Source organism: Vibrio sp. QJM3NY_39, from assembly GCF_057785895.1.
In genome coordinates this window covers 1,624,883-1,651,083 of the sequence record NZ_CM173506.1, presented here as the reverse complement: position 1 = coordinate 1,651,083, position 26,201 = coordinate 1,624,883, and the positions used below count along the sequence as shown (strand labels likewise).

Genomic DNA, 26,201 nt, shown 5'->3' with positions numbered 1-26,201 from the left:
ACTAAAAGTAAGCACAACAAAATGAATTTCAGCATTGAACAACTTCTCGCGTTTGTGACTGTCTATGACCAACTGTCTTTCAGCAAGGCTGCGGTTAAGCTTAACAAGCATAGGACAACAATCGGCCAAGTTATTACTAACCTTGAAGACCAACTCGCGGTAAGTCTATTTGAAAGGGTTGGACGATCGGTTAAGCCAACAGAAGATGGCCACCATCTCTATCACTATGCTAAGCAAACGATTGAACAAGCACGCACTTTCGACAAGGTAGCCTTGAGCTTGTCTTATGGCGGTTTGGAAAATATTACTTTTGCTTATTCAAGTGTGATACCTCATCAAATACTTGTGGATATTCGAAAGAAGTTGCGTCGCGATTTCCCGATGATGCGAGTGAATTTTCTAGTACGAAATAAAAAAGACATTAAGCAAGGCCTTCAGAGCGGTGAGTATCATTTTGGACTGGTCAACGTGCATGACAGTCGTGGAATACACAGTTTTGATGCCACCTTTTTAGGCCATATAGAATTTTTTCCTTTCGTTCAAAAAAATGGTGAGTTTTCATCTTTGGCAAAAGAAGATGTACTTTTAGCGCTAAGAAATGCGAAGCAGTTTGTCTTAAAATCCTTCATTGAAGAAGGAATGTCCGAAAAAATAACCGTTAGTTCTGACAATGAAGAAGTCGACCAATTAGCGCTAGTTATCAAAATGGTTGAAGCAGGCTTAGGATGGGCACTTCTACCAAAAACGTTCGCTCATTCTGAATTTTCGCATTACGACATCGAACCTATACAATCGTCTGAAATGGAACAAGGATTTAAATTTGGCTTTGCACTGTGGTGTCCTCATTCTAAACAAATTAGCGAAGCTAAGTCATCAGTCTTAGCAGTTATCAAAGAAAACGTAGAGCGATTGCTAAAGCGAGATTAATGAACCAATAACACAGGTTATTTGCTTATAGAGGCTCATTTATATGAGCCTTTTTCGTTCATACGATCTATGGATTATTTGATTTTGTAGGGCGAGACCCTCCATATGAGAGTAGGGGAAATATTAAGAGCTAGCTATTATGCTTGCGCTGATAAAGAACTTTCTTTGTAGCAAAATGTTATTATTTTTAATGTTTATTGCACGGAAGCAAATTTTCAACCGAGGTTCGCGCCTCGGTTTTTTTGAGGCAATTAATATGAACTGCAGTGGTGTGCTTGCGTTATTTTCAAGCTCTTTATTGATCCCTTTTTCTACTATGGCGTCTTTTTACGATCCTGTGGATGGCAAATTTGATATGGGCCATCACATCGCAGAAAATGCGACGGGCTTTTTACCTATTCCAATTTTGATTACCGAGCCTGCAATAGGTTACGGTGGCGGTGTAGCTGGCTTGTTTCTACATGAGACGGATGAAGAAAAGCGACAACGAAAGCAGGCAGCACTCTCTGCTATAGATGGTGGTGCACAGCTTGTTCCTTCTGCAATGTCAGTGGTTGGCGCAGTCGGTACAGAAAATGAGACTTGGTTTGTCTTTGGTGGCCATAGACGTTCATGGATGAATGATGCTATTCGTTATACTGGGGGGGGCGGTTTTGGTGTTGCGAATTTAGATTTGTACACATCAATCGATTGGGCACCGATTGACCATGACCTGAGAATAGGCACATCAACTTCCGTTGCTGTACTGTCTCAAAAGGTACAGTTTAGACTCGGAAATACACCTTGGATGTTGGGTATAAAGCAATTACTGGCAAAGTCTGAAATTGAATTCGAAAATACACTTTTAGATAAACTCCTGGGTAACGAATCGGTCACATCAGGTTTAGGGTTAGAGGCAGAATATGACACGCGAGATAACCTATTTTATCCGACTAAGGGCTATAAGCTGTCTGCTGATTACATGATTTATGATGATGCCATTGGCAGTGATTACAATTACCGTAATCTCAATATTGATGGTGAAGCTTATATCCCAATCACCAATAAATGGACGTTAGGCTTGGCCGCAAACTATCAAAACTTCGAACAGAAAGATCTGTTTGTATCACCAACAGCGAAGCCTTATGTTTCTTTACGTGGTGTGTCTTCTTACCGTTATCAAGGGGATGAGATTGAAACTATACAAGGGCAATTGACGTATAGCATTAATCATCGCTGGAAGGTTTCGGGGTTCTACGGTTCTGGTAATGCAAAACAAGATAGCAGGATAAGTCAGGATAGTACGGTAAATGCAGGAGGTGTCGGTTTTCGATATCAAATCGCAAGACGTTACGGTTTACACCTTGGTATGGACTACGCGCAGAGCCATGAAGAGCGAGCTATCTACTTTAATATAGGCAGTGGTTTCTAGAACAACTCATGAGTTGAAATTTTCCCAAGAAAAAAGGTTCATCGCGGCTTTCCGGGGAAAGCCGCTTTTATCTTCAAGAAGAAGTAGTCTGTATCTCGATACCCATACCCCATTCGCTTGATTAACTTTATCTTGTTGTTTATCCCTTCCAGTGTGCAGGTGTTCAACGGATAACTTGCCGATGCGATAATGCCGTGAAGATAAGGACTCAGTTTTCGTGCGAACTCTTTCAATGGCTTAATTCCACTCTCTTGCACTTGTTCCCACCACGTGTCCCAGAGCCCCTTCGCGTGCCCTTCGGATTCACAATACCAAAGCTCTTTGAGTTGGGCTCCGAGTATATAAGTGGTCATTAAGTCCTTATTGATATTCAATATTTCAGTAAGATAGCTATCTTGACGTGTATTTAAGTTGCCTCTATTTTTCAGCAGTACCCACCGTGAGCGCTTCACCCATTGCCTCGCTTTTTTATCTTGCTTGAGTTTGTTGGCTTGGTCGACTCTGACTCTATCCATCACCTCGCGACCGAACTTAGCAACAACATGGAATAAGTCGTAAACGATTTTTGCGTTCGGGCAGTGCGCTTGAACTTCAAGGTCAAAAGCCGTATTCATGTCCATCGCTACTGCTTCGATATTTACCCCATTCTCGCCTAGCTGCTCGAAGAACGGCCGTATGTCCTTGCGGCTGCGGCCTAATCCAACCCAAATGACTTGATGAGTCTTCGCATCAGCGATGACGGTGGCATATCGATGCCCTTTAAAGATGGCGAACTCATCCATCACGAGCTGCTTTAGCTCACCCCATTTCACTGGCGGCACCACTTGTCGAAGTCGGCGTTTATCTATTTCTTTAATGGTGTGCCAATGAACGCCCGTAATTTGGGATATATGCTTAATGGGAAGCAGGGGTAGCAGTTGTTCTATATAGCTTTTTAGGCGCTTTGTTATACGAGCATAAGGCTCTAACCAAGAGAGAGATTCTGTTTTTATGCCGCAGTCACGACACTTAATCCTTCGAGTTTGAACGGAAAGTTCAACAGGCACACCGAGCAACATGGCATCCTTTACGTGACGCCATTGATACTCATGGATAGCCTCGGCCTCAAGACCACAAAGGCATTTAGCCTCAGAGCTAGGTTTAAGAGTCAGGGTAATAAGTGATGCAGTCTGGAGAGACTTTACTATTTGAAAGCCTTCCCAGAATGAAGATAGGAAAGTATGATTCGGCATAGAAACGGTAGTTTGTGTATGATTTTTGTTTGGCGACTAAACCATATCACTTACTACCGTTTTTGTTTTTAGTTCCCGCTAATCCGCGATGAACCAGAAAAAAGGCGCTATTCAGCGCCTTTTTAGATTTTGTTCAGCGAAAAGAAGAATTACTTCTTACGGCAGAACTCAGCGATTACGTACATTGATTGACCGCCGTTTGTTTTACCAGAAACAAGCTTAGGATCGTCACCAACGCTGATGCCACGGATAACAGTACCTTGCTTAATCACTTGGTTAGTACCTTTGATTGGCAGGTCTTTGATTACTGTTACGTCGTCACCTTTTTTAAGTTCAACGCCGTTCACATCAAGAGGCTTGTCATCAGCAGACATGCCGATTTGTGCCCAAACTGATGTTTCTTCTTCAAGGTACATCATGTCTAGCGCGTCTTGAGCCCAGCTTTCAGAGTTCAGACGAGTAAGTTGACGCCACGCCATTACTTGAACTGGCGCTTCTTGGCTCCACATGCTGTCGCTTAGGCAACGCCAGTGGTTGATATCTTTTGGATCGTCAATCTCACCCAGGCATTTGTCACATACCATGATGCCGTGATCCACTGTTACGTGGCTGTGTGGCGGTACTGCGTATGCAGTAAGAGAAGAATCAGAACCACATAGTTCACATTTAGATTGGCAGCGTTCTAGCATCGTAGCTTCAGAAGACATAATGGACTCACATTTATTAGGTATTAAATTACGGGGCTATTATCCACTTTATTTACAATAAAGAAAGAGGTCGTACGGTATTCTGTCTTGATTAATTTTAGCTGAGATCAACCATTTGTGTTTTAAGGTTCTATGCAAACGGTTAACTAGGGGAATTGTTCGAACGACAGATACAAAAATGCCAGCGGTTAGGCTGGCATGAATAAGTTATAACTTGGCTTAATGATCTGGGCTATTTGCCTTTTAATCATTAGTTACTTGTTGCTAATCAATCGTTGCATCAAGCAGTGCAGAGTTAACGACTAAGCTACCCGTCGCATTACCTTGGTTGAGATTGAATTGCACAATTTGTGACACCATTTCTTCATGCGCGGCACTATCGTCTTCTGCAGGTAGGTGAGATTTTTGTGGTGCAATCACAGTACTATGCTCAGCAAATGAAGTGCGAGCAAAGTAAGAAGCCAATAATTGGCCTGTAGAATGATTAACGCTGTTCTTTAACTCAAGTTTGCTAAACAGAGCTTGTGTGCCAGCTGTAGGCAGTTGAGTCGTATTAGGTATTGTCTCATCACCTTCTGCTTGTATGCCAAGTACTGGGCCAGACATAAGTGTCGCAATGTTAATCGGGTCAACATTATCTAACACTGTTTGCGCCGCATAAGTGAATGACGTGAGCGTTGCATCAACCACGGCTTTTGTTTGTTTTTGTTCATCACTTGCGTTAGAGCCGCTGAGCGTTGCATAGAAATCATCAAAGCAATCACCATCGTCAACTGCCGGCGTTTTGTTATAACAATTGACGGCATAATAGTCTTGATAGGCGGTGACTTGAGCACCTATTACCGTATGCTTTATTGTTCCTGAAAATGAGCCAGATTCCAGTAAGAATGGACCGATACCACCGCCTGGATTCGCTAACGTTGTCGCTTTATAAGCAAGTTCGTCATCAACCGTAATGCCGAATGTCGCATCAATCTTGGTGTTGGCTACCGCTGAAGAGCTAATGCCGGTAATGCCACCAATAGAATGTCCCATCAAAGAGACGTTACTCGTATCTAAAGAGCTAAATGGTGCACCAGTACCGTTATTGAGAGCAAGTCTCAAACCAATGCCATCAATCGCACTTTGTCTAATATTGTCACGGGCAACCGGTAAGTACTCAAGGTTCATGTACACAGTCGGTGTGTTTGGCGTAGTCACGACTTCTCCATTTTGTCCAAGACTTCGCTGGCCATGCAGTGGTTGATCAATCGCAACAATGGCATAAGGTTGCTGGCCGGTTTGGATTGCGCCCGCAATATGCTGCAACGCGAAAGCGTAACTGGTCTCTTTTAAACTGGTAATACCATGCTGGTATTGAAGTACTGGCAGGCTGTTACCGACAGGGCCACCAGAAGGGATAAACATAATGACATCAACGCTTTCTACAGAGCGAATCTGTGGAACGGCACTGTATTTGGTTAAGATTCGTTCTGGGTCCAGTTGAGACCCGTCCGCTAAAGTCAACTCCGCGCCAACTAGGTTCTTTTGGTAGTTTGGGTCGAGTAGTTGAGTCGCTGGGTCAGTGATACCCAGTACAAATAGTTGCCTTGCTATTTCACCTTTGTCTGCGTCCGAACCAGACGTTAGAACTTTGAGGATCTTGAGGACACTCGGCATGCTACTGCGCCAAGGCTGAGTTTTCCAACCACTGTTCGCCGTGTCATTAGATAGGAAATACGGCAATTTAACTTTAGCACGGTAGACCGTGATTTCGCTGCCCGTTGCTAACTTTAAACCAGCATAATTGGTCGAGAGGGCATTAATGCCATCTGTTCCCAGTACCGCTTTTGCGTATGGATCAACACTTAGCGCGGTATCAAATGCCATAGTATTTGGAATTTGGCTAGCAGTATCAATTTCTATCTCGTAAAGGCTATTGAGCATGTCTGCATCAATATTGTTCGGGTTGGCGCTGCCTTGCCAAATCTGAGATTGGCTTGATTCATACCCTAGTGCTAACGCATTTTTAGTATTTAGCATTACGTTACCTGCCGACGCCGTAGTAAACCAAGATGAGTAGATGATTTCATCTGAGCTTGATACAGAGCCATAGCCAGCGAATAACGCTTCAACTTGATGGATGACTTTTTGTGGTAAATCGAGCGAGCCTGCTTGGTCTATATCTGTCGTTTTTAAAGACGCGTAGGAGCTTGATGTTCCTAGTGGTTCATCTGCGCTATCAATAATTGAGTCAGTTAATGCATAAATGTAGTCAGAGCTAGGATCTAAACCTTTAAGAGGTAAAACTTGTATGGTCTTAAAATCGCTAGATGCCACTAAGTAGTCAACGCCAGCAGTTAGCGCAGTAAAGTTAGACATGACACCAGTGCTCAGATCAACATCGACTTTAGCAACTTTTACCCCAGCATTGAGGTGCGCACTAAACGGTGTCGTCCCGTTCATCACGACATCATTCTTCAGCGTCCTATCACTTGGAAGATTCACATTAATAGTGAACGGCATGATAGTACTCCAACCATCAGCTTCACCCATGGCTATTTTTGGATCATTCAAGAGTCCAGTTGAATTTGCATCTAACGGAATATTCAGAGTGTGATCGTTGGTATCGAACAAGAAAAACGAAGGAAGAGGAACATCCGCTTCATTACCTAGAAGAGTGAAGCTAATTTTTGAACTTCTAGCTAATGATTGGTTGATTGCATCTGAATAAGGTGCCGCTGTTGAATCACCAGAGCTTTCACTATTGTCCCCACAGCCAGCAAGCAGTAATGCTGAGCATACGAGAGATAAAGAAAATTTGTTGTTCATGTAATTATTCCCGTACGGTTAGTTGAAGGTGTAGTTAAGTTGTATCGCTGAAAGGTAAGCAACGCCTTCAGCATCAAATGTAAGCTTTTGTCCTGCTGCATCGGTTTCGGTAAACGAGCCGCTTTCGCTTTGTACTAATGCAAATGCTGCATCGACAGTCATGTTTTCAGAAATTGCATAAGTTAAACCGGCTGAATACCACATACGGTCGCTATCGGGGATGCTTAACGTTGCTTCACCAGCTTGTTCGTCATATGCCAAACCTGCACGTAGAGTCCAGCTTTGGTTAACCATGTAAGTAGCACCAACAGACCATCTTTGGTTGTCTTCGTAATGCTCGTTTTTTAAGAAACACTCATTATTTTTACAATCTGAACTCGTTGCTTTTAATTCTTTGAACTTACTCCATTTGGTTAATTGCCAACCATAGTGTATTGCCCAAGCATCGTTAAGTTGATGAAAAGCAGATAGTTCAAAGATATCGGGTAGTTCAATTTCTAAACGTCCGGTTGTCTTACCTGGAGCGTTATTTTCCATTTTTGAACCCGTGTAATCGGTAAACTCACCGTCATCAAAGTCGAGTTCAACGGATGAGCGATAACCAAAGCCAAAGCGGTTGTACTCGTTTAGTTCGTACAATGCACCGACATTCCACCCAAAAGCGAATGTTTCACCAGTCATTGAAATTAATTTGTCACTTGATTCACCACCAAAAGGTAAGCTGCCTTGATGTCTATTTAATTCAGCTTCCGCATATACCAGATTGATACCAGCACCGAGGCTTAAGCTTTCATTTACTCTGTAAGCAATGTTTGGGTTTAGGTTTACGGACACCAAAGATGTGTCACCAGCTAAATCACCTGCATAAATATCGTCGGGATAATCAGTAGCAACGCCATATGTAGTGAACATGCCAATCCCCCATGCCCACTTTTCATTGATTGGACTGATGTAGTAAGCGGCCGGGACTATTTGCAAAGGGGCTACGTCAGAAGACCTCTGATTGAAATCGCTATCACTAATTTTGGTTTGAGTGACGTTAACCTCTGGATCAACGATAGAAACCGCGCCTGAAAATTGGGCTGTATCAAATAGGGTCATTGCGGCGGGGTTTCTCGATAGTACACTCGCGTTATCAGCTACAGCACCTTCACCTGAAAATGCGCGACCAAGACCTGAGGCAGAGTGCTCAGCAACTTGGAAACCAGCCGCAAGTGAATTACATGCAAATAGCACAGAAAGTGAAACGAGAGAGCGTTGTATTGTTTTCATCCTTGACCCTCCTAGGGCATCAAATCTCATTCTTATTATTGAAAACACACTGAGCGTTGTTGGTGTTTTAGCTCCAATGTAAACGGCATGTTAAATTCATGTTTAATGTAAAGTCAAAGAATGAGTTGTCATTTTGTGAAGTAATGTTTTTAAGGGGTGGCACTCTAACACTAATAATATAACCACAATCAATGATTTATGGGTGGTTGGAGGTGTGACCAGAATGTTTATGTTAGGTGCTGGTATAAATAGTGTTCAACTGCTCAATATGTAACAACTTTGTTTATGTTTACCGTTAATCGCTAAATCGGCATAATATCGATTCATATTGATAGTCATTAAATTGGAATTAAAGTTTGGAATTACTCGCGATAGAGTTTCTTGGAAAACCACTTCGTTTAGAGGGGTCAATGGCAGGGTGGCAACAGTTGTACTGGGACAATACTTTGGTGTCCCAATTAGACGCAACCACAGATCAAGATGACGCTCGAGCTCATGCATTTACTCTGCTTGCAGGTGAGGAAACGTTGCAGTGTCACGTTGAGGCGGCCGTTCAGTGGCAACCGTTTGAGATGACCTATAAAGCGACCGTGAATGGCCAAATCGTTACCGAAGGCAATCGAAACACCAAAGATATCGAGCAACAAACCCCGGTTGTCGCACCAAAACCAGAGAAACGTTTTAGCTTAATCGGGTTAGTTTCGCTGGGAATGAAAGCCCTCAAGAGTGCCAAGTTAATCAAGGTGGTACTTGCCTCTGCGAGTTTAGCCGCTTATTCGTGGCTATTTTCAATTCAGTTCGCTTTAGCCTTGATCGCTTGTTTAATGTTCCATGAATATGGCCACATTAGAGCAATGAAATACTTTGGAATGAAGACCAAAGGCATCTACTTAATACCGTTCCTTGGTGGCTTGGCGTTATCCGACGAAAAGATCAATACGCGATGGCAAGATGTGGTGATCTCGATCATGGGACCATTGTTTGGCTTGATACTTTCGTTGATATTTATGGTGTTGTACTGGGCGACTGGCGAAATGTTCTTCGCCGGGCTTGCAGTATTTAACGCATTATTAAACTTGTTTAATCTATTGCCGATTTTGCCTCTCGATGGCGGACATGTACTAAAAAGTATCAGTTTCTCGATGAACAGTGTGCTTGGTATTGTCCTGTGTGTTGCGGCAGCTATTGCTGGCGTGGTACTGAGTTATCAGTTGAATTTGACCCTGTTTGGCTTCTTATTGATTATGGGCAGTGTGGAAATACTATTCGAATGGAAAGGGCGTCACCACAGTCACTTGTTGCCATTAGACAAATACGGTCAAGTCGTGTCGTTTGTTTGGTATGTGGGTCTAGTGAGTAGTTTGATCGGTGTTATCTGGTATTTTGCATCTACGGGTGATCAGCTATTAAGCCTACCATTGCAAATTCTTGGTACTTAACAAGAATCAAAAACCAAAAAATGCCCTAACCAATACGGATAGGGCATTTTTGTATTCGAAGTTTAGCGTCTAAACGAATGTTAGATTACGCTTTGCAATTTGGTCTTGGTGAACCTGATTGAGGTAACGTTTTTATCGTCGCCTGTAGATCTTTGATACGCGTACTGTGGGAAGGGTGCGTAGACAGCAATTCTGGCGGTTGGTTCCCACCTGATGCTTTCGCCATGTTTTGCCACAAATCGACACTTTGTTTTGGATCGAACCCAGCTTGAGCCATGTACTCTAAGCCTACAATATCGGCTTCAGACTCCTGAGTTCGACCATAAGGTAGAACAACACCGTATTGAACACCTAAGCCTAACGCAGCCATTGTCATTCCCTGATACTGTTTATATTCTGAAGCGCCTAACGCGACGCTAGTAATAGATAGGCCAGTATTAGCGATTTGAGACTGAGATAGACGCTCATTACTGTGGTCAGCGAGAACGTGAGCTACTTCGTGTCCAATAACCGTTGCGAGTTGGTCTTGATTGACCGCTACCTTAAGTAACCCTGTGTATACGCCAATTTTGCCACCCGGCAAAGCAAAGGCATTCACTTGGTCGCTATCAAAAACAACAACTTCCCATTCACTAAAGCCTTGTTTTGGAATATGTTGAGTAATGCTATTTGCAACGCACTGTACATAAGCGTTCGTTTTCGCGTCTTTACTTATTGGCTGTTCTTTCTTCATTTGTTCAAACGATTGCGCCCCAAGTTGAGACATGTCTTGATCAGAAAAAAGCAGTAATTGGTTTCTTCCTGTCGGGGAAGCGCTACATGCGGTTAGGCCTGCAAGTGTGAGAAGCGAGGCAAACTTCATCCATGACGTCATACAATATCCTCTGTGTATTCGGTTTTTATGCATGTTAACATCAACTTGCGTAATAACTAAGAGCTGTAAGATAAGTATTGTATTTAAAAACATTGTTATCGTTAAGATCACTATTAACGATAATGAAGCTATTCACTCACTAATAAAGCGATTCACGCACTAATAAAGTCAATAATTAAGGAACCCATATGAGTATTTGGAAAAAGCCCGTTGACCTAGATACCTTCAACGCGACCTCAAAAAATACCTTAATTGAGCACCTCAACATTGTTTACACAGAAGTAAACGATAATTCCTTAGTGGCAACCATGCCGGTTTGTCATTTTACGCACCAACCACTAGGCATGCTTCATGGCGGCGCATCGGTTGTGCTAGCTGAAACGCTTGGCTCATTGGCGGCTAATTTCTGCGTACCAGAAGGCTACTATTGTGTTGGATTAGATATCAACGCGAATCACGTAAGATCAATGCGTGAAGGCCATGTTATAGGTACTGCTGAACCTATTCATCTTGGTGTCTCTACCCAAGTATGGCAAATCAATATCACTGACGAGCGCCAACGCTTAGTTTGTACGAGTCGATTAACGATTGCGGTGAAGAAATATAAGCGATAATAGAGTAGGCAGCAGTTAACTGTGTTCTATTTAGAAAATAGTAATTTGTATTTAAAAGAAGTAGCTAGAGAAACCGATGGTCATAACGTTTAAAAGTGGAAAAGTTATCGCAACCGCACATGAGCTGGTTGTTCGTTTAGATGGTGAACATAGAGTCACGCTGCAAGCGCAAGTTGATGCGATTCAATTAATTGGAAAAGGGGCAAATGTCATTTCGGCGAATGGCTCTGAGTGCAAGTGGTCAATTAAATTAGATAATGAACAACAGCTTCGTGACATCGCCAATGAAATCGGCTGCGATGTGATGTAACCGTATGCTGCAAAAGTACTTAGCCATTCTGTTTGAATAACATCTTGGGACGTCATACCCAATAATTCGCAATAAAAACACGTCAGTAAGATTGATTTTACGTCTTAAAATAGGGAAACTGAATCCAATGTCCTTTGAATAAGTTTTCCTCTTTATGAGTAGCCCAAGACTTCGCGTTCAATTTGAAACCCTGTTTGAATACTTCGATGGTAAAGATTCTGATGTTCAGCTCGATGACATAACAGATGTACTCTGTTGTACCCGTCGTAATGCAAGAATGGTACTCAACAAACTTGAAGAACAAGGCTGGGTAGAGTGGCTACCGGCGGCTGGCCGAGGTAAGTTATCTCAACTTATCTTTAAGCAGAATCGTTGCGATGTCAGTGAAAACTTAGCGAGGCGGTACTTACAGGAAGGTAAAATTGGTCAGGCGCTGTCAGTGCTTGACCACAATGCTGCCAAGCTTACTCAGGTTATTCAAAACTATTTGGGTGTGCAATATCAAGAAGGTGAGCAGGTCATTCGTTTGCCTTATTACCGACCGCTCTCAATGCTTAACCCGACAAAATCGATGCGACGTTCAGAGCAGCACATTGCCTGCCAAGTCTTTAGTGGGTTAACGCGACTGGATGAAAATGATCAGTTACACCCCGATCTTGCTCATTCATGGCAAAAAATCAGTGACTATCAATGGCGATTCTTCTTGAGGCCGGGTGTTCGTTTTCATAACGGGGAGCCTCTATTAACGAATCATGTTGTCGACACGCTTCTTGCGCTCGAACCACTCAATTTGTTCTCGCATATTAAAGATGTCTCTTCACCCGCAAATTGCGTGGTCGATGTCTTCTTAACACGCCCAGATAAGTATTTCCCACTCGCGCTCACGGAATCGGTCGCTAAGGTCACTTTACCGATGATTTTACGTGGCGAAGACTACGATATTCGACCAATTGGTACGGGGCCGTATCGCATTGAGAAGAACGATGAGAAGCAACTCGTACTAACGGCTTTCAACGGATACTTTGGTTTCAGGCCGTTGATTGATCGCGTTGAGGTTTGGGTGGTTGATGAAGCGTATTCTTCTATGGTTTACCCAAGCCTTTCGAAACCGGTAATGGCCGACCGTGGTGATAGTGATGAAGTAGAGCTTGATCCCGGTTGTACGTATTTACTATTGAATAGAAAGAAGGGCATTGCACAAGATCCCGCATGGGCGGAGTTTTTGTCTAACGCATTGAATGCAGCTGATCTGTTTGTTCATATCCCAAAAGAGACCGTCATCGATTTGGGCGTTCTACACGCCTATGGGATAAAACCTGGCTGGTATGACATAAAGTTAAACACGCCAGTCTGTCCACCAGCAAATGCGAAACCAACCATTAGATTGGCGTACCAATGCCAACACCCGATGTTCCCAACACTTGCCAAAGCGATTGTCACCGTGTTGAAGCAATATAATGTCGATGTTGAGCTTATCGGTTACGAAACCGATCCTCCACACGCCGATAATGTTGATATTTGGATTAATCCAATGGGTATCGCTAACAACAGAGACGATGCATTGGCTGGTTGGTTAATGGATTACAGTTTTCTTGATGAATCTAGCCCAGCTGAAGACTTCGACCAATGGTGTCACATGATTGATCGTTGGCGCTCGGGCGAGTTTGAGCAATTCCCAGCAAGACAACTCGGGAAACAACTTGTGCAAAGCAATCAGTTGATCCCTATGTTTCACTGTTGGCTAGGTGTAAACAAAGACCAATGCGGTACGCTGCAGAACGCAAAGTGTAATGCATTAGGCTGGTTCGACTTTAGCCAAGTTTGGGTGAAGCCTGACGTTGATTGAAACCCAACGTTGATTGAAAACCAAGAACACTTATTAGGACCAAATAACTCAATTAGGACAAAACGATGCAAACTGTGATGGTTACATTTATTACGCTGGTGGCCTTTGCTGCTAATTCAGTTTTGTGTCGCTGGGCTTTAATGGATCAAACGATTGATCCTTTGAGCTTTTCGATCGTGCGCATCTTATCTGGTGCGCTTACACTTCTGATTTTATTCACTTTATCTTCCCAATCTAAGTATAAACAGGAGTTAGCAAACAACAGCACATCGGTATATACAAAGCTAAAGTCACAGTTTCAATTCACATCAATATTGTCACTGCTTGTGTATATGTTTGGCTTCTCATTCGCTTACTTAAAGCTTGGTGCAGGTCTTGGTGCGCTGGTGTTGTTTGTCGCAGTACAATTTACGATGATTGTCGCACACTTGTTCTCTGGAAACAGAATGTCATTACTTGAGTGGGGCGGATGTTTGTTATCGGTGGCAGGGCTTGTTTACTTGTTAATGCCAACTGAATCGACACAGGCACCAGACTTAGTTTCTATCATCTTGATGTCTCTGGCAGGAGTTGGGTGGGGTATTTACACATTGGCAGGAAAGAAATCTTTAAACGCACTGCAATCGACGACCGCTAACTTTGGATTTAGCTCGCTAGTTATCCTTGCAGGTTTAAGCCTTCTAGTTGTAATACCTAATGCAATGCCTCAAGTCTCTATCACTGAGCAAGGTTTGATTTACGCGCTTATATCGGGCTCAGTGGCTTCAGGTGTGGGTTATAGTTTGTGGTATTCCGTGGTGAAAAAGCTTAATACAGTGGTCGCATCCATTGCACAGCTCTCTGTGCCGGTTATCGCGACACTCGGTGGCGTCTTGTTACTCTCCGAGCCGGTCACCATGCAATTTATTATCTCATCGACCGTTATTTTACTCGGGATAAGCTTGGTTCTTGTCGCACCTAAACTTAAGAAATAAAGAGTTCAATCATTAACTTCTATGGCTAAACCAAACAAGAAACAACCAACCAAAACGGTTCAGATTTTCTGTGCGAAATGCAAAACGCAACTTTTTAAGTATCGGAAAGGTGGCAAAGGTGCCCTCGTGAAGTGTTTTAAGGAACGTATTGTTGAAGATTTCACTAAAGAGCCATGTGTGTGCCCTGAATGTGGGATTGAATTCGCGCGAGATACCTTGGTTCGAGGTACGCCAGCCTACAAGTTTGTGGGTGGCAAGGTGACTATGAAGTAGAAAAGAACAAATGCCACGACACAGTTTCTGTGTCGTGGCATTTAAATCGACTTATTAGCTTATAAGCAAGAAGTTGAGCGGGCTATCCACGAACTACTGATCTCTAACTCGCCCTTGAAGTTTCAGAAGTAATAGCGAGACAATAGCACCCGTTGTATCACACAGCATGTCTTTCTGTGCATCCCAAATATCACCTTGTGAGCCAAGGAACGCGATACCTTCATCACCACCTGCAATCTCGGCATACCACCACTCGATAATTTCGTAACCTGCGGCAACACTCATGATCGCAAATAAGGCAAAGAAACATGCCAGTACTGGTTGAGCCAATTTCTTACGAATCAAATATTCAGCGAGCGGGTAAGCGTAGAGACCAATCGAAAAGTGCGCCACGCGGTCAAAGTTATTACGCTCAGATCCAATCAGGTTATTAAACCAATCAAAGGGGACTTCAGCGAAAGTGTACTTAGCGCCAATCGTATGCAGAACCAACCAGATGAACATTAAAACGTAGGCAGTCTTAGTGAAGGTGAGCTTGGTTGATAGCCACCAGATACCTACTAATATCGCTAGAGCAGGAACAATTTCGGCAATCCATACTGCTCTTGAAGAGGGAGCAAACGCTGAAAATAGAAACACAATCAGATAAAGCGTCGTTAATGAAAGCAATGGTCGATTTTGAGCAAGTGGCGTAATTGTCATATCGAGATCTCTCGTCGAAGTTTTTAATAGTGTTACACAATATTGAACAGTGTTCAATTGGGCTGTAATCACCATATTTGTTGAAAACTGGCGTTATCGCCCAGTATCTAGACAAACGGTTGCGAGAGTTTCACAAAAGTTTGATTTACAACAAAGCGATCCTTAAAATCGCTCCATCACTACATAACAAGAAAGAAAAGTCATGAAACTGGAAACTGTCGATTACCTTGCTGACGACGCAGCAGAACAATTTGTTCGCTCTCTACGTGAAACTGGTTTTGGTGTTCTTAAGAACCATCCAATCCCGAAAGAGCTTGTTGAGTCTATTTACGAAAACTGGTACCAATTCTTCATCTCTGAAGAGAAAGAGAACTTCCACTTTAATGTTGAAACACAAGATGGATATTTTCCACCATCAGTGTCTGAAGTTGCTAAGGGCCACACTGTAAAAGACATCAAAGAGTACTTTCACGTATACCCTTGGGGCCAAATTCCTGAGCAGCTGAAAGAACAGATTCTAGATTACTACCAACGTGCGAATGCTTTTGCTCAAGAGCTTCTAGGATGGGTTGAAGCTCATGCTCCTAAAGAAGTACAAGAGAAGTTCTCTATCGCGTTGTCTGAAATGATCAACGGCAGTGAGCAGACTCTGCTTCGTGTTCTTCACTACCCACCAATGCAAGGTGACGAAGAGCCAGGCGCTATCCGTGCAGCAGCACACGAAGACATCAACTTACTGACTGTTCTTCCTGCAGCAAACGAGCCAGGCCTTCAAGTTAAAGCTCAAAACGACGAGTGGTTAGATGCTCCGTGTGACTTCGGCAACATGATCATCAACATTGGTGACATGCTTCAAGAGGCATCGGGTGGTTACTTTCCATCGACAACTCACCGTGTAATCAATCCATCAGGTGAACGCCAAGAGAAATCTCGTATCTCTTTGCCTCTATTCCTTCACCCGAAACCGGAAGTTGTGCTGTCAGAAAAGTACACAGCAAACGAGTACCTAATGGAGCGCCTAAGAGAACTTGGCGTTATCTAATTAGCGAAATATGTCGTGCTAAAATTGGTATAGATATCAAAGGTCAGCTAAATTGCTGACCTTTTTTGTACCTGTACTTCAGGATCACTTCTGCATTGATGGCGGTTGCACTCACTTAATGACTTTCAGTTTCATGATGAAAGGGGGCCTTTGAGCCAAGCGTTTGAAAGTTGTTGGTCCATTAGCTCGACAAATCACAGAAAATCGCTTTCAATTAAAAGAGATACGCCAATGGGTATGATGTAGGTTGCTCATTGTATCCAATGCCCTAGTCATCCATTAATACAGAAAATCTAACTGAGTCCACTATGTCGAATCATCAAGAGGTGAGAGCAAACTTTCATTGCCATATGGAGAACCCATTGCTTTGGCCGATTATGGAAGTGCTCAAGCAAAAGCCAAGCGGCTGGAAAGTACACACATTGGCGGCTCATCTTAACGACCTTGGGTTTGTGCCGGTGCTAGACCCAGCACCTGAGAAAGAGTTGTTTAAAAAGAACTTCCTCATCATGAATGCGCTTTATCAGCTTCAAGAAACCTTACACCCTGATGGTTGGCTACAAGTCCAAGCGATGGACATTGAATTGATGAATGGTCGTTATCACGGAAGCAGTCACAGCATCGATCATCAAGACCCACTTCGAGAATACTACATTAATTGGATTAACTATGAAGCGGACGAGGGCGAAGTTAAAAGGCTGCTGAACGAGTTCTGGACTCGGTACAGAAAGTTTGTCGGTGGTGATGAGCTCGATATGGATAGAAGCCGAGCGTTAAACTTGTTTGAGTTACCGTTGGACGCGACTCACCATGAGATTAGAAAGCGCTGGCGACAATTGGCTTTGCGCTGGCATCCAGATCGGGACGAGGGAAATACGGCGAAATTTCAGACGCTCTGTGAAGCATGGAATGTATTACGAAGCTCGTAATCGAATGTAACTCTTATTGCGCGGTTTATTGACTCTTTGGAGTGAAATTTAGGCCCTAATATATAAAATTGAAAAGCCCCACATTGTGAGTGATACAAGTGGGGCTTTGTCGTCATTAAGCTATATTCTGTAACTATATTATGTTTTGTAAATACGTTATGTGTTGCTTTTACATTATGCGCTGTTTCTACACTATGTGTTGCAACTAGATTAAGCGTCGTTACTACTTCATTTATTGTTACTACTACATTTATTGATGCTACGAGTGGTCTTTGCTTTCACCACTTTTATGCTCAAATGCGTAATCCAATACCTTACGAATGTAAGGAGCACCAACTTTTGAACCTCCGTTACCGTGTTCAATGACCACCGTCGCGACATACTCAGGGTGCTCGTAAGGTGCGAAAGCCGTGTAAAGCGCATGGTCGAGTAAATGCTTAGCCAACTTCTTCGAGTTATAGACCTGATCTTTCGCAAGATCAAAGACTTGTGCCGTACCTGATTTTCCGCCGCTAGTGTAGCTAGTTCCCTTAAATGCGCGCCTGCCGCTACCTCGGCTGCCGTGGTTTACGAGTCTCATTGCATTGATGGGTACATCCCATATTTTGTCAGGGACTTCAGTGATAGATGGCATAGGTTCAGGTGTAACGAGTTGTTGTGTGTCAAAGTCCTCACCATGATCCAAGATTGCTCTCAGGATATGAGGTGGCATCACCTTTCCATGATTGACCAACACTGAAGTCGCTTTTGCCAGTTGCATTGGTGTCGATGTCCAATAACCCTGACCAATGCCAATTGGAACTGTGTCACCTTGATACCAAGGGGTACGATAGCGCATCATCTTCCATTCTCGAGTTGGCATGTTGGCGGTACTCTCTTCATAGATATCGATACCTGTAGGTTCACCAAAACCAAAGCGATTCATCCAGCTTGAGATACGGTCAATGCCCAAGTCAAAAGCGGTTTGATAGAAGAACGAATCCACTGACTCTTCAATGGCTTGAGTAACGTCGACAGGGCCGTGACCCCAGCGTTTCCAGTCTCGCCATGATTTAGAGCTACGCTTAGAACCAGGGATTTGCCATGAACCGTGATCATCACGAATCGTATCCTCAGAGATGACATGCTCTTGCAAGCCAGCTACTGCCATAAATGGTTTGATGGTAGATGCCGGAGGATAAACGCCGAGAGTAGTGCGGTTTACCAATGGGTGAGCAGGATCATTCAATAAACGCTGATAGTTCTTGCTAGAAATACCGTCGACAAAGAGATTCGGGTCGTAGCTGGGGCTTGATGCCATTGCAAGTACACTGTTGTCTTTCGGGTCCAGAACGACTGCGCTGCCTGTTCGGTGATCAAGCTGGTCGAATACGTATTTTTGTAGTTCGAGATCGATATTTAATACGATATCTTTTCCTGCTACTGGAGCTACATACTCAATGGTGCGGACGACTCGCCCACGGCTGTTTACTTCGACTTCTTGATAACCTTTGGTGCCGTGCAAAATGTCTTCGTAATAGCGTTCGACACCAAGCTTACCGATAATGGTCGTCGCTTGATAATTCGCTTCGATGCCTTTTTCTTCTAGTCTCTTAAGATCGCTATCATTGATGTGTGCGACATATCCTAAGACATGGGTAAGTACCTCTCCATTTGGATAAAATCGTTTCAAGCTGGTATCGATCGATAAGCCGGGGAATTGGTACTGGTGCACTGAGAACTTAGCAATTTCTTCTTCGCTTAGGTTCTCTAGTATCGTGACAGATTTGAAACGGCGAGTGTTGTGATAACGCTTTTTGAAACGAGCAATCTGCTCAGCCTCTCGCGGGATGTATTTGTCCAACTTGGTAAGCATTGCATCGACATCATCAGTTTGCTCTGGAATCATCGTCAGATTAAAGACAAGTTCATTCTCGGCGAGCAACACACCATTGCGGTCGTAAATGAGCCCGCGAGTTGGGGGAATAGGTAATACTTTGATTCTGTTGCCGTCGGCACGAGTTTGATAGCTTTCAAAATTTTCGACTTGAAGTCGGTAAAGGTTGCCGACTAAGACAAGAGTGAACAGCAAGATCCCACAAAACGCAACGGTTACACGGTTTTTGAACAGATTTACTTCTTTTTTATGGTCACGCATCTTAACGCGTTTATGATTCATTGAAGCCTCAAGGGTTTGTTACATTTGGTTACACCTGTCGAGTCGGAACTTTATATGAATATCGCTATAGTTTTGTAAAAGCTGTGTCATGATTTTTAGGATAAGCACAATATTGGTGGGTTTTATCTTCAAACAAGAAAAGTGAGGCAGGAGACGGTCTTAAGGCTTTAGATCTAGAGCTAGCGAATAAAAAAACGGCCCTCAGAATGAGAGCCGTCAATACAATTTATGATGCTTGAATCTAACTTAGTTTGAAGGTTTGAACTGAGACTTACGCATACGGTTTAGTGCGGCCATTACATCCAATACTCTTGGTTTCGCTAAATCACCGTAGTTTGGCATATTAACGTGCCACTCATCGCTTAAGATAGCGCTAAACTCTTTAGCAGGGTTGTTTGACCAACCCGGAGTTTGTGCAAACTGGAACCATGCCCAACCAATCGCGTTCACTTCTGATGTTGACTCTAACTGCTCTAATGCAGAAAGATCAGCGAATTCCTTACCAAAACGCAGTGACTCTTTGCCTTTCGCGTTAACTCGGAATTTGCCGTCAGTAAGAATGTTCATCAGTGCAGCACGGTTTAACGAGCGAGGAACAAAAGTTTCTAATGCTGTCTCACATTCGTTAGTTCGTTGAGTAGGGTGTTGAGCGATGACTTCTTGTGCTTTTTCAGTGACGTCGACCGCTTGGTAGTCGTGCATTTGAATCACAGTGTCAGCCACATCTAAGTAATCACCAGAACCACCCATTACCACGATAGTTGAGATGTCCATCTCTTCGCGAAGTTGGCCAATACGGTCAACAAGTGGAGTGATAGGCTCAGCCCCTTTTGATACAAGCGCTTGCATACGCTCGTCACGAATCATGAAGTTAGTCGCTGACGTATCTTCATCAATAAGTAGCGTTTGAACGCCTGCTTCAATTGATTCTTGTAACCAAGCCGCTTGCGATGTCGAGCCAGACGCATCTTGTGTACTGAAATCAGACGTGTCTTTTTGCATCGGCAAATGGTTGATGTAATTTGATAGGTTCAAGTTGTGAACACAGCGGCCATCTTCAGCGCGGATCTTCATTGTATCAGTCGCAGTCACGATACCTTCACGACCGTCACCAGGAATATGGTTGTAGATAGAACGTTCAACGGCGTTCAACAGCGTAGATTTACCATGGAAACCACCACCAACGATTAGCGTGATACCTTTTGGAATGCCTAGGCCAGTCACATCACCTTTGTTCGGTGTGTTTAACGTAACACTCAACGATTCTGGAGCAGAGAAAGGCACCGCACCTTTCATTGGTAGGTCACAGTTACCAGCAATACGAGGTAATACGCTGCCATTTGCTACGAATGCCGCTAGGTTGTTTTCTTCCAATTGAGCACGCAACGCGTCTTGGTCTTCAACGGCTTCACAATGCTTAATCATCGCTTCAATGTTGAGTTCGCGTTCAAGCGTTGCGCGACGAATAAACTTAGGCAAATAGAATGTAATGATGTTGATTGCTTTCTTTGCAAGAATACTACGACCATCAGCAGGTAGGTTGATACGAAAACGGATTTCGATACCGTGCTCGGTGAAAACCACAGATGTGTTATCCAAAACAGTTTGGCCTGTTAGTGCGATAGACACAGTCGTTTCTTGCTTAGCAAATTCAGAGAAGCTACGTGCAATGAAATCACGCGCTGCTACTTGGTATTCGTAAGACTTTTCTTTCAGCCAACCTAACCCTGTTAACGACCAGGCGCGTGTTGCGCGAAAACGTGAAGAAGATGCGTACGGGTCACCTTGAACGTGGTCGATGTGTAATTCGAAATCAGCAAAGTCGTATTGACCTTTAATTTGTTGATATGCGCGGAAGTTTTGTTTTTCGAGCTTTTTAAGCTTTGCAGTCAACTGATCCATAACGAGGAATGCCTATATAAAGGGAAGATTAAAACAGAAAGGCGGCGATTATAAAAATCACCACCTTTAGAGTAAAGAGAAAGTAGGCCTAAATCCAAAACAAACTGCTCTTTTTTGCTTTAAGCGTAACGGGTTGTCCCCAAATAGTTTTGATTGATTAAACTATGTTCGAATTCTTGGCTCGGCATTGGCCGCCCATAAAGGTAACCTTGTCCCACATCGCAGCCCTCGTTGATAATAAATTGCTCCTGAACTTCAGATTCTATCCCTTCAATCGTGACTTTTAGGTCGAGCTTCTTCGCGATTTGGACAATAGAACGAACGATTTCCGAGTCTTCGTGTGAGTTAAGCATCTGATCGATGAAGCTCTTATCAATTTTAATCGTATCGAACGGAAATTTCTTGAGATAACTGAAAGAGGCATAGCCCGTCCCAAAGTCATCCAGTGACAATGTAACGCCAATGTCATGCAGCGATTCTAAGGTATTCTTAGCGACAACTTCATCGGCAATCAGGCCACTTTCTGTCACCTCGAGTTCCAAAAAATGAGGTTCTAGGTGATAGGTTTCGAGTAGGTGAACCACTTGTTCCGCAAAGTGCACGTTCTTGAGTTGAATTGCAGACACATTCACAGCCATCTTGAAATCTTCAACGTATTCGGACCACTCTTTCGCTTTTTCAATCGCATTACGCAGAACAAAGCTTCCGACTTCGAAAATCAAGCCGTTTTGCTCGGCCATATGTATCAAGGTTTCGTTGGAGATATCACCTAATACTGGATGGCGCCAACGTAGTAGGGCTTCAGCACCAACCCAACGATGCGTTAATGGACATACCTTAGGTTGAAAGTAGAGCATGAGGTCATCGTTACGGACAGCTTGAAGCAAATAACCTTCGATCTTATTGATGTGACTTTGTTGTTCAGTATGAGATTGAGAGTAGTAAGCGAATTTTTGCCCGGAATCTTTACAGGCGAGCATGGCTTCTGATGATTTCTGGAGAATGCTTTCCGCATCGTCTTCGTTATCAGTAATCGCAATCCCGATAAAGGCATGCAAATGTACTTTGTCACTGTCGATATCGAACTCTGAATGGCCGACCTTAACGAGCGTCTGGCAAAGTTCTTCTAGGCGTTGGTGTAAATCTTTTACGCTGAAGGCCAGTACGAGATCGATAGAAGTAGGACGTGCAGTTAGTACATCGATATCAGAGATACTGTCGATACGTTGTCGGTATTCAACCAACACTTGGTCTAAAGCGTCATAGCCATATCGAGCCTGTATGCGCCTTCCATTCGTAAACCCTATATGAATAACCGCAAATGAACTGTCCGTCAGCCTTTGTTGTGACGATAGTTTGTTATTTAGGCGAGACTCGAATGCGGTTCGGTTCAAAAAACCGGTGCCGATGTCATGATTCTTTTGGAAGTTTATCTTTTGTTCAGCCGCTCTTCGCTTATCAATCTCTTGGTTTAAAGAATAATTGAGACTCGCAAGATCTTTAGTGCGAGTGTAGACCCGGTTCTTTAAGTCACGATTCATTTGGGTGAGCTTAGCGTGCTGAAACAAGGTTTTAAGCTGGGACTCTATCGAGGTACGAAAGCTCTCTAATAGCTTGATATAGGTAGGCGTATAGTGATTCTCTTTCGAGTCCAAGATACAAATGGTGCCGAACAATTCGCCGTTAGGCCAAAATAGCGGAATGCCACAATAAGAGATTAAGCCAAGCTTTGTATCGGGGTTGTTTTCCCAATCAGGTTCGGCAAGCGCATTGGGCACCACAAGCTGTTGCTGAGATTCCATCACCGTTTCGCAGTAAAGCCCATTACCTAAGGTTTCAGAATCGCCTTTGTTGTAAGGGTTATCCTCACTGCGACTGGTAGAGAAAACTTCAATGTAGTTGGTGTGAACGCGCATGATAAGTGCGGCGGGAACTTCAGTGATTTGAGCCAAGAGGTCGACAATATTCTGCCAACTGGAGGCCATATCGTCAGGGATATCTAAGTCTATCGTTTTTATCTTCTTCATATGACTCCGAGTCAATTATGCTAAATGCATCAACACATCCTGTGTTAATTAAGATGAACCAAATAAACTGTGAATCTTACTTTTACTAAGTATAAGAAATGTTGCACAAAAAAACCTCTGCAATTTTGCAGAGGTTTTCAAATGTGAATCTGGGTCTCAGTAATGAGATAAGTTTCGATTAAGGCTTTAACTTTATAAAATCATCAGTGTTAAGTTTCTCTTTATAGTCTACCGACGGTTGAGCAAAACCGTTCAACTGTAAAAACTCTTCTTTGAATCCTTGATAGTCGCCAATTGCTTGAAAGTTGTTTTCATCCATAGCTTCAAGTAGCTCAGTCACATGGGCTTGGGTTTCTGGATCGAGTTCCCATTCATCCATCCGAATTAGGCGTTCGCCGTCCAGAGGGACTTTTGATTGACCATACAGTTTACTGCTGAATAGACGCTGCATTTGTTGGATACAGCCTTCGTGCGTCTCTTTCTCTTTCATCACTTTATATAAAGCGAGCAAATAAGGACTTAATCCCGGAATGAATACACTGGCTTTGGTGACGAGTGCCTTACACACAGTCGCGTAGGCATTACCGCCGAAGTTTGCTAGTTCAAGATTCAGAGCATGGCTGGTTTGATGAAGGTCTATTTTAGCGCGCCCCAAAGTGCCGTCTAAGTAAATAGGGTGCGTGACTTCTGGACCAACATAGGAAAATGCGATGGTTTTACAACCAGGGGCAATGGATTCAGCGTTGATGAGCTCATCTATCCACTGTTCCCAATCTTCGCCGCCCATGACTTTGAGTGTACTTTCGGCTTCTTCTTCCGTCGCTGCAGCAAGTGTGTCTGTCACCCAGTTGTCGTGCTCTAGCGAGATAGTCGCGCCGGTAACGCTTTCACCAATAGGCTTAATGGCAGAACGCCAAAGCTCATCAGTATTTGGCTTAGGTCGAACGCCCGCCGCTAAGCTATAGATAATCAGATCCACTTCACCTTCGAAGTAGGTTTCAATGGCTTCGACAACTTGTGTACGTGTTTCTTGTGAAAATGCATCGCCAACGATGTTGATAGCAGTGCGTTGCTCTCGTTCGGCTTCTTTCTTGAAGTAGATGTTGTTGTACCAACCAGCACTACCGAGGGACTTTTCGTTAGGACCGCGCTCGAATGAGACGCCGATGGTGTCAGCTTTTGCACCGCCAAAGGTCACGGCAATACGAGCGGCAAGGCCGAAGCCTGAGGAAGCGCCGATAATCAGTACTCGTTTGGGGCCATCTTTGATTTGCGGCGCACTCTTAACAAACTTGATTTGTTGCTTTACAGCTTCTTGACAGCCAAGAGGGTGAGCGCTTTTGGCTACCACACCCTTGATAATAGGTTCGATCAGCATAAATAACCTTACAGTTAACGGTGATATGCACTCAGGCTAACGTAAAGCTGTGTAAAATTTATTGAGCTAGACCATTAAAACTTAAAGATACTGATATAATTCTTCGGCGACGCATTCAGCGATCCAAGGTTGAGCTTCTGGTTTTGGATGCAGTCCGTCGTTCATCATCCACTCAGGTTTAAGGATGATATGCTCTAGGAAAAACGGCAAAAGCGGCACATTTTGTTGATCAGCAAGCGCTGCAAAAACGTATTCAAATTGCTGGTTGTAACGCTTACCGTAATTCGGTGGGATTTTAATCTGCATCATAATTGGCTTGGCGCCCGCAGCTTTTATCTGCTCAATGATTTGATCAAGATTTGCAGACATCAGCTTAGGTGGGAAGCCACGAAGGCCATCATTTGCACCGAGCTCAATAAGAACAGTGTCTGGAGCATGTTCTTCAAGTAATTGTGGTAAACGAGCTAACCCGTTGCCAGTTGTGTCACCCGAAATACTGCCGTTTACCACGGTAACTGTTTTGTCATGCTTCGCTAATGCGTTTGGCAACAGACTTGGCCAACTCTGTTTGATGTCCATGTTATAACCAGCACTCAAGCTATCACCAAGTACCAGTAACTTAGAATCTAACTCGGTATCTTGAGCCAAAGAAGCGGTTGAAAATATAATAAAGAATAAAAAGGAAATTAGTCGAGTCATGCATACATCCATCATTAAAGCTGAAGCTGTTTCGAAGACAGTGTCTACTAATCAAGAACATTTAACAATCCTAGAGCACGTCGATATTGATATTCGTGAAGGTGAAACTGTCGCGATTGTCGGCACGTCTGGCGCAGGTAAATCAACCCTAATGACATTGCTTGCAGGGCTTGATGTGCCAACGAAAGGCGAAATCAGTTTATTAGGGCAGCCACTTTCACAGCTTGATGATGAAGCAAGGGCTAAGATCCGCAGTGAATCGGTAGGATTTGTATTTCAAAGCTTCTTATTAATCCCAAGCCTTTCTGCGCTGCAAAATGTCACGCTTCCTTGTCTACTTAAAGGGGAAGACGAAGACATCGAACGTGCGACGGCTTTGCTTGAATCAGTGGGCTTAAAAGACAGGCTTGATCACCTGCCATCTCAACTATCAGGCGGTGAACAACAAAGAGTCGCTTTAGCTCGAGCTTTTATGATCAAGCCAAAAATCCTTTTTGCTGACGAACCCACAGGTAATCTAGACCAACAAACGGCAGCCAAAATTGTCGAGTTGTTGTTTGAGTTGAACTCATCACATGGCACAACACTTGTTCTAGTGACGCATGATCCTAAACTCGCACAACGTTGCCAACGAACACTTAAGATGCATGTCGGTCAGATAGAGGAAGTCTAAA

General features: G+C 43.5%; 22 protein-coding genes. 11 read left to right on the top strand and 11 right to left on the bottom strand.

Annotation, left to right across the window (positions count from 1 at the left end; genetic code table 11):
* The first annotated feature begins 21 nt into the window (after window positions 1–21).
* Both AC3CHU_RS23210 and AC3CHU_RS23205 read left to right on the top strand, forming a co-directional pair.
* Window positions 22–927, top strand: coding sequence for a LysR family transcriptional regulator (locus tag AC3CHU_RS23210; protein ID WP_488525785.1), 906 nt, complete (start codon window positions 22–24; stop codon window positions 925–927).
* A gap of 256 nt (window positions 928–1,183) precedes the next feature.
* Window positions 1,184–2,338, top strand: a complete 1,155-nt coding sequence (locus AC3CHU_RS23205) for a BamA/TamA family outer membrane protein (protein WP_488525784.1) — start codon at window positions 1,184–1,186, stop codon at window positions 2,336–2,338.
* A gap of 38 nt (window positions 2,339–2,376) precedes the next feature.
* Here the strand turns inward: AC3CHU_RS23205 and AC3CHU_RS23200 are convergent, their stop codons facing one another.
* The 4 genes from AC3CHU_RS23200 to AC3CHU_RS23185 all read right to left on the bottom strand — a co-directional run bounded on the left by AC3CHU_RS23200 (window position 2,377) and on the right by AC3CHU_RS23185 (window position 8,360).
* The gene (locus AC3CHU_RS23200) at window positions 2,377–3,570 is read right to left on the bottom strand and encodes an ISL3 family transposase (RefSeq protein ID WP_488524348.1); all 1,194 of its coding nucleotides are present in this window, start codon (window positions 3,568–3,570) and stop codon (window positions 2,377–2,379) included.
* Window positions 3,571–3,719: 149 nt separating this feature from the next.
* On the bottom strand, window positions 3,720–4,277 hold the full coding sequence (locus tag AC3CHU_RS23195) for a PhnA domain-containing protein (RefSeq protein WP_004730927.1): 558 nt from the start codon (window positions 4,275–4,277) through the stop codon (window positions 3,720–3,722).
* A 264-nt stretch (window positions 4,278–4,541) separates the two neighbouring features.
* Window positions 4,542–7,088, bottom strand: coding sequence for a VolA/Pla-1 family phospholipase (locus tag AC3CHU_RS23190; RefSeq protein ID WP_488525783.1), 2,547 nt, complete (start codon window positions 7,086–7,088; stop codon window positions 4,542–4,544).
* An 18-nt stretch (window positions 7,089–7,106) separates the two neighbouring features.
* A complete protein-coding gene (locus tag AC3CHU_RS23185; protein ID WP_488525782.1) occupies window positions 7,107–8,360 on the bottom strand; it encodes an outer membrane protein transport protein in 1,254 nt (417 codons plus the stop codon).
* Window positions 8,361–8,716: 356 nt separating this feature from the next.
* Here AC3CHU_RS23185 and AC3CHU_RS23180 point away from each other — a divergent pair, with 356 nt between their 5' ends.
* Window positions 8,717–9,799 (top strand): site-2 protease family protein, encoded by a 1,083-nt coding sequence (locus tag AC3CHU_RS23180; RefSeq protein WP_488525781.1) that lies wholly within the window; start codon window positions 8,717–8,719, stop codon window positions 9,797–9,799.
* 85 nt (window positions 9,800–9,884) lie between these two features.
* Here the strand turns inward: AC3CHU_RS23180 and AC3CHU_RS23175 are convergent, their stop codons facing one another.
* Complete coding sequence (locus AC3CHU_RS23175; RefSeq protein WP_488525780.1) at window positions 9,885–10,673, bottom strand: M48 family metallopeptidase; 789 nt, start codon at window positions 10,671–10,673, stop codon at window positions 9,885–9,887.
* A 188-nt stretch (window positions 10,674–10,861) separates the two neighbouring features.
* Between AC3CHU_RS23175 and AC3CHU_RS23170 the strand changes: the two genes are divergently transcribed.
* The 5 genes from AC3CHU_RS23170 (at window position 10,862) to AC3CHU_RS23150 (ending at window position 14,690) form a co-directional block, all read left to right on the top strand.
* Window positions 10,862–11,287: a hotdog fold thioesterase gene (locus AC3CHU_RS23170; RefSeq protein WP_108109013.1), complete on the top strand. Its 426-nt coding sequence runs from the start codon at window positions 10,862–10,864 to the stop codon at window positions 11,285–11,287.
* Between the two features lie 76 nt (window positions 11,288–11,363).
* Window positions 11,364–11,597, top strand: coding sequence for a DUF3389 domain-containing protein (locus AC3CHU_RS23165; protein WP_004730938.1), 234 nt, complete (start codon window positions 11,364–11,366; stop codon window positions 11,595–11,597).
* Between the two features lie 154 nt (window positions 11,598–11,751).
* A complete protein-coding gene (locus AC3CHU_RS23160; RefSeq protein WP_237298114.1) occupies window positions 11,752–13,443 on the top strand; it encodes an SgrR family transcriptional regulator in 1,692 nt (563 codons plus the stop codon).
* A 65-nt stretch (window positions 13,444–13,508) separates the two neighbouring features.
* Window positions 13,509–14,417 carry a DMT family transporter gene (locus tag AC3CHU_RS23155; protein WP_488525779.1) on the top strand — a complete coding sequence of 303 codons (909 nt, stop codon included), beginning with the start codon at window positions 13,509–13,511 and terminating at the stop codon, window positions 14,415–14,417.
* Between the two features lie 21 nt (window positions 14,418–14,438).
* Window positions 14,439–14,690: a hypothetical protein gene (locus AC3CHU_RS23150; RefSeq protein ID WP_017082269.1), complete on the top strand. Its 252-nt coding sequence runs from the start codon at window positions 14,439–14,441 to the stop codon at window positions 14,688–14,690.
* A 93-nt stretch (window positions 14,691–14,783) separates the two neighbouring features.
* Here AC3CHU_RS23150 and AC3CHU_RS23145 read toward each other — a convergent pair whose 3' ends face one another.
* Entirely contained in the window at window positions 14,784–15,392 is a 609-nt protein-coding gene (locus tag AC3CHU_RS23145; protein ID WP_065206101.1) for a DUF2238 domain-containing protein, read from the bottom strand.
* 202 nt (window positions 15,393–15,594) lie between these two features.
* On the opposite strand from AC3CHU_RS23145, the gene AC3CHU_RS23140 reads away from it, so the two are divergent.
* Both AC3CHU_RS23140 and AC3CHU_RS23135 read left to right on the top strand, forming a co-directional pair.
* Window positions 15,595–16,434, top strand: a complete 840-nt coding sequence (locus AC3CHU_RS23140) for an isopenicillin N synthase family dioxygenase (RefSeq protein ID WP_488525778.1) — start codon at window positions 15,595–15,597, stop codon at window positions 16,432–16,434.
* Window positions 16,435–16,742: 308 nt separating this feature from the next.
* Window positions 16,743–17,363 (top strand): DNA-J related domain-containing protein, encoded by a 621-nt coding sequence (locus AC3CHU_RS23135; RefSeq protein WP_017079221.1) that lies wholly within the window; start codon window positions 16,743–16,745, stop codon window positions 17,361–17,363.
* Between the two features lie 259 nt (window positions 17,364–17,622).
* Here the strand turns inward: AC3CHU_RS23135 and mrdA are convergent, their stop codons facing one another.
* The 5 genes from mrdA to AC3CHU_RS23110 all read right to left on the bottom strand — a co-directional run bounded on the left by mrdA (window position 17,623) and on the right by AC3CHU_RS23110 (window position 25,527).
* The gene (mrdA, locus tag AC3CHU_RS23130) at window positions 17,623–19,521 is read right to left on the bottom strand and encodes a penicillin-binding protein 2 (protein ID WP_488525777.1); all 1,899 of its coding nucleotides are present in this window, start codon (window positions 19,519–19,521) and stop codon (window positions 17,623–17,625) included.
* Between the two features lie 246 nt (window positions 19,522–19,767).
* A complete protein-coding gene (locus AC3CHU_RS23125; protein ID WP_237288892.1) occupies window positions 19,768–21,423 on the bottom strand; it encodes an ABC-ATPase domain-containing protein in 1,656 nt (551 codons plus the stop codon).
* A gap of 119 nt (window positions 21,424–21,542) precedes the next feature.
* The gene (locus tag AC3CHU_RS23120; protein WP_488525776.1) at window positions 21,543–23,450 is read right to left on the bottom strand and encodes a sensor domain-containing phosphodiesterase; all 1,908 of its coding nucleotides are present in this window, start codon (window positions 23,448–23,450) and stop codon (window positions 21,543–21,545) included.
* Window positions 23,451–23,628: 178 nt separating this feature from the next.
* On the bottom strand, window positions 23,629–24,828 hold the full coding sequence (gene fabV, locus AC3CHU_RS23115; RefSeq protein ID WP_054546882.1) for an enoyl-ACP reductase FabV: 1,200 nt from the start codon (window positions 24,826–24,828) through the stop codon (window positions 23,629–23,631).
* Window positions 24,829–24,909: 81 nt separating this feature from the next.
* On the bottom strand, window positions 24,910–25,527 hold the full coding sequence (locus AC3CHU_RS23110; protein WP_488525775.1) for an arylesterase: 618 nt from the start codon (window positions 25,525–25,527) through the stop codon (window positions 24,910–24,912).
* Between AC3CHU_RS23110 and AC3CHU_RS23105 the strand changes: the two genes are divergently transcribed.
* Window positions 25,526–26,200 (top strand): ABC transporter ATP-binding protein, encoded by a 675-nt coding sequence (locus AC3CHU_RS23105; protein ID WP_004730959.1) that lies wholly within the window; start codon window positions 25,526–25,528, stop codon window positions 26,198–26,200. The two genes, AC3CHU_RS23110 and AC3CHU_RS23105, sit on opposite strands and share 2 nt — an antisense overlap.
* Window position 26,201: the final 1 nt, after the last annotated feature.

Coding starts and splice junctions, on each gene's coding strand:
- AC3CHU_RS23210 (WP_488525785.1), top strand. CDS start 22: ATGAATTTCAGCATTGAACAACTTCTCGCGTTTGTGACTGTCTATGAC.
- AC3CHU_RS23205 (WP_488525784.1), top strand. CDS start 1,184: ATGAACTGCAGTGGTGTGCTTGCGTTATTTTCAAGCTCTTTATTGATC.
- AC3CHU_RS23200 (WP_488524348.1), bottom strand. CDS start 3,570: ATGCCGAATCATACTTTCCTATCTTCATTCTGGGAAGGCTTTCAAATA.
- AC3CHU_RS23195 (WP_004730927.1), bottom strand. CDS start 4,277: ATGTCTTCTGAAGCTACGATGCTAGAACGCTGCCAATCTAAATGTGAA.
- AC3CHU_RS23190 (WP_488525783.1), bottom strand. CDS start 7,088: ATGAACAACAAATTTTCTTTATCTCTCGTATGCTCAGCATTACTGCTT.
- AC3CHU_RS23185 (WP_488525782.1), bottom strand. CDS start 8,360: ATGAAAACAATACAACGCTCTCTCGTTTCACTTTCTGTGCTATTTGCA.
- AC3CHU_RS23175 (WP_488525780.1), bottom strand. CDS start 10,673: ATGACGTCATGGATGAAGTTTGCCTCGCTTCTCACACTTGCAGGCCTA.
- AC3CHU_RS23170 (WP_108109013.1), top strand. CDS start 10,862: ATGAGTATTTGGAAAAAGCCCGTTGACCTAGATACCTTCAACGCGACC.
- AC3CHU_RS23165 (WP_004730938.1), top strand. CDS start 11,364: ATGGTCATAACGTTTAAAAGTGGAAAAGTTATCGCAACCGCACATGAG.
- AC3CHU_RS23160 (WP_237298114.1), top strand. CDS start 11,752: ATGAGTAGCCCAAGACTTCGCGTTCAATTTGAAACCCTGTTTGAATAC.
- AC3CHU_RS23155 (WP_488525779.1), top strand. CDS start 13,509: ATGCAAACTGTGATGGTTACATTTATTACGCTGGTGGCCTTTGCTGCT.
- AC3CHU_RS23150 (WP_017082269.1), top strand. CDS start 14,439: ATGGCTAAACCAAACAAGAAACAACCAACCAAAACGGTTCAGATTTTC.
- AC3CHU_RS23145 (WP_065206101.1), bottom strand. CDS start 15,392: ATGACAATTACGCCACTTGCTCAAAATCGACCATTGCTTTCATTAACG.
- AC3CHU_RS23140 (WP_488525778.1), top strand. CDS start 15,595: ATGAAACTGGAAACTGTCGATTACCTTGCTGACGACGCAGCAGAACAA.
- AC3CHU_RS23135 (WP_017079221.1), top strand. CDS start 16,743: ATGTCGAATCATCAAGAGGTGAGAGCAAACTTTCATTGCCATATGGAG.
- mrdA (WP_488525777.1), bottom strand. CDS start 19,521: ATGAATCATAAACGCGTTAAGATGCGTGACCATAAAAAAGAAGTAAAT.
- AC3CHU_RS23125 (WP_237288892.1), bottom strand. CDS start 21,423: ATGGATCAGTTGACTGCAAAGCTTAAAAAGCTCGAAAAACAAAACTTC.
- AC3CHU_RS23120 (WP_488525776.1), bottom strand. CDS start 23,450: ATGAAGAAGATAAAAACGATAGACTTAGATATCCCTGACGATATGGCC.
- fabV (WP_054546882.1), bottom strand. CDS start 24,828: ATGCTGATCGAACCTATTATCAAGGGTGTGGTAGCCAAAAGCGCTCAC.
- AC3CHU_RS23105 (WP_004730959.1), top strand. CDS start 25,526: ATGCATACATCCATCATTAAAGCTGAAGCTGTTTCGAAGACAGTGTCT.
- AC3CHU_RS23110 (WP_488525775.1), bottom strand. CDS start 25,527: ATGACTCGACTAATTTCCTTTTTATTCTTTATTATATTTTCAACCGCT.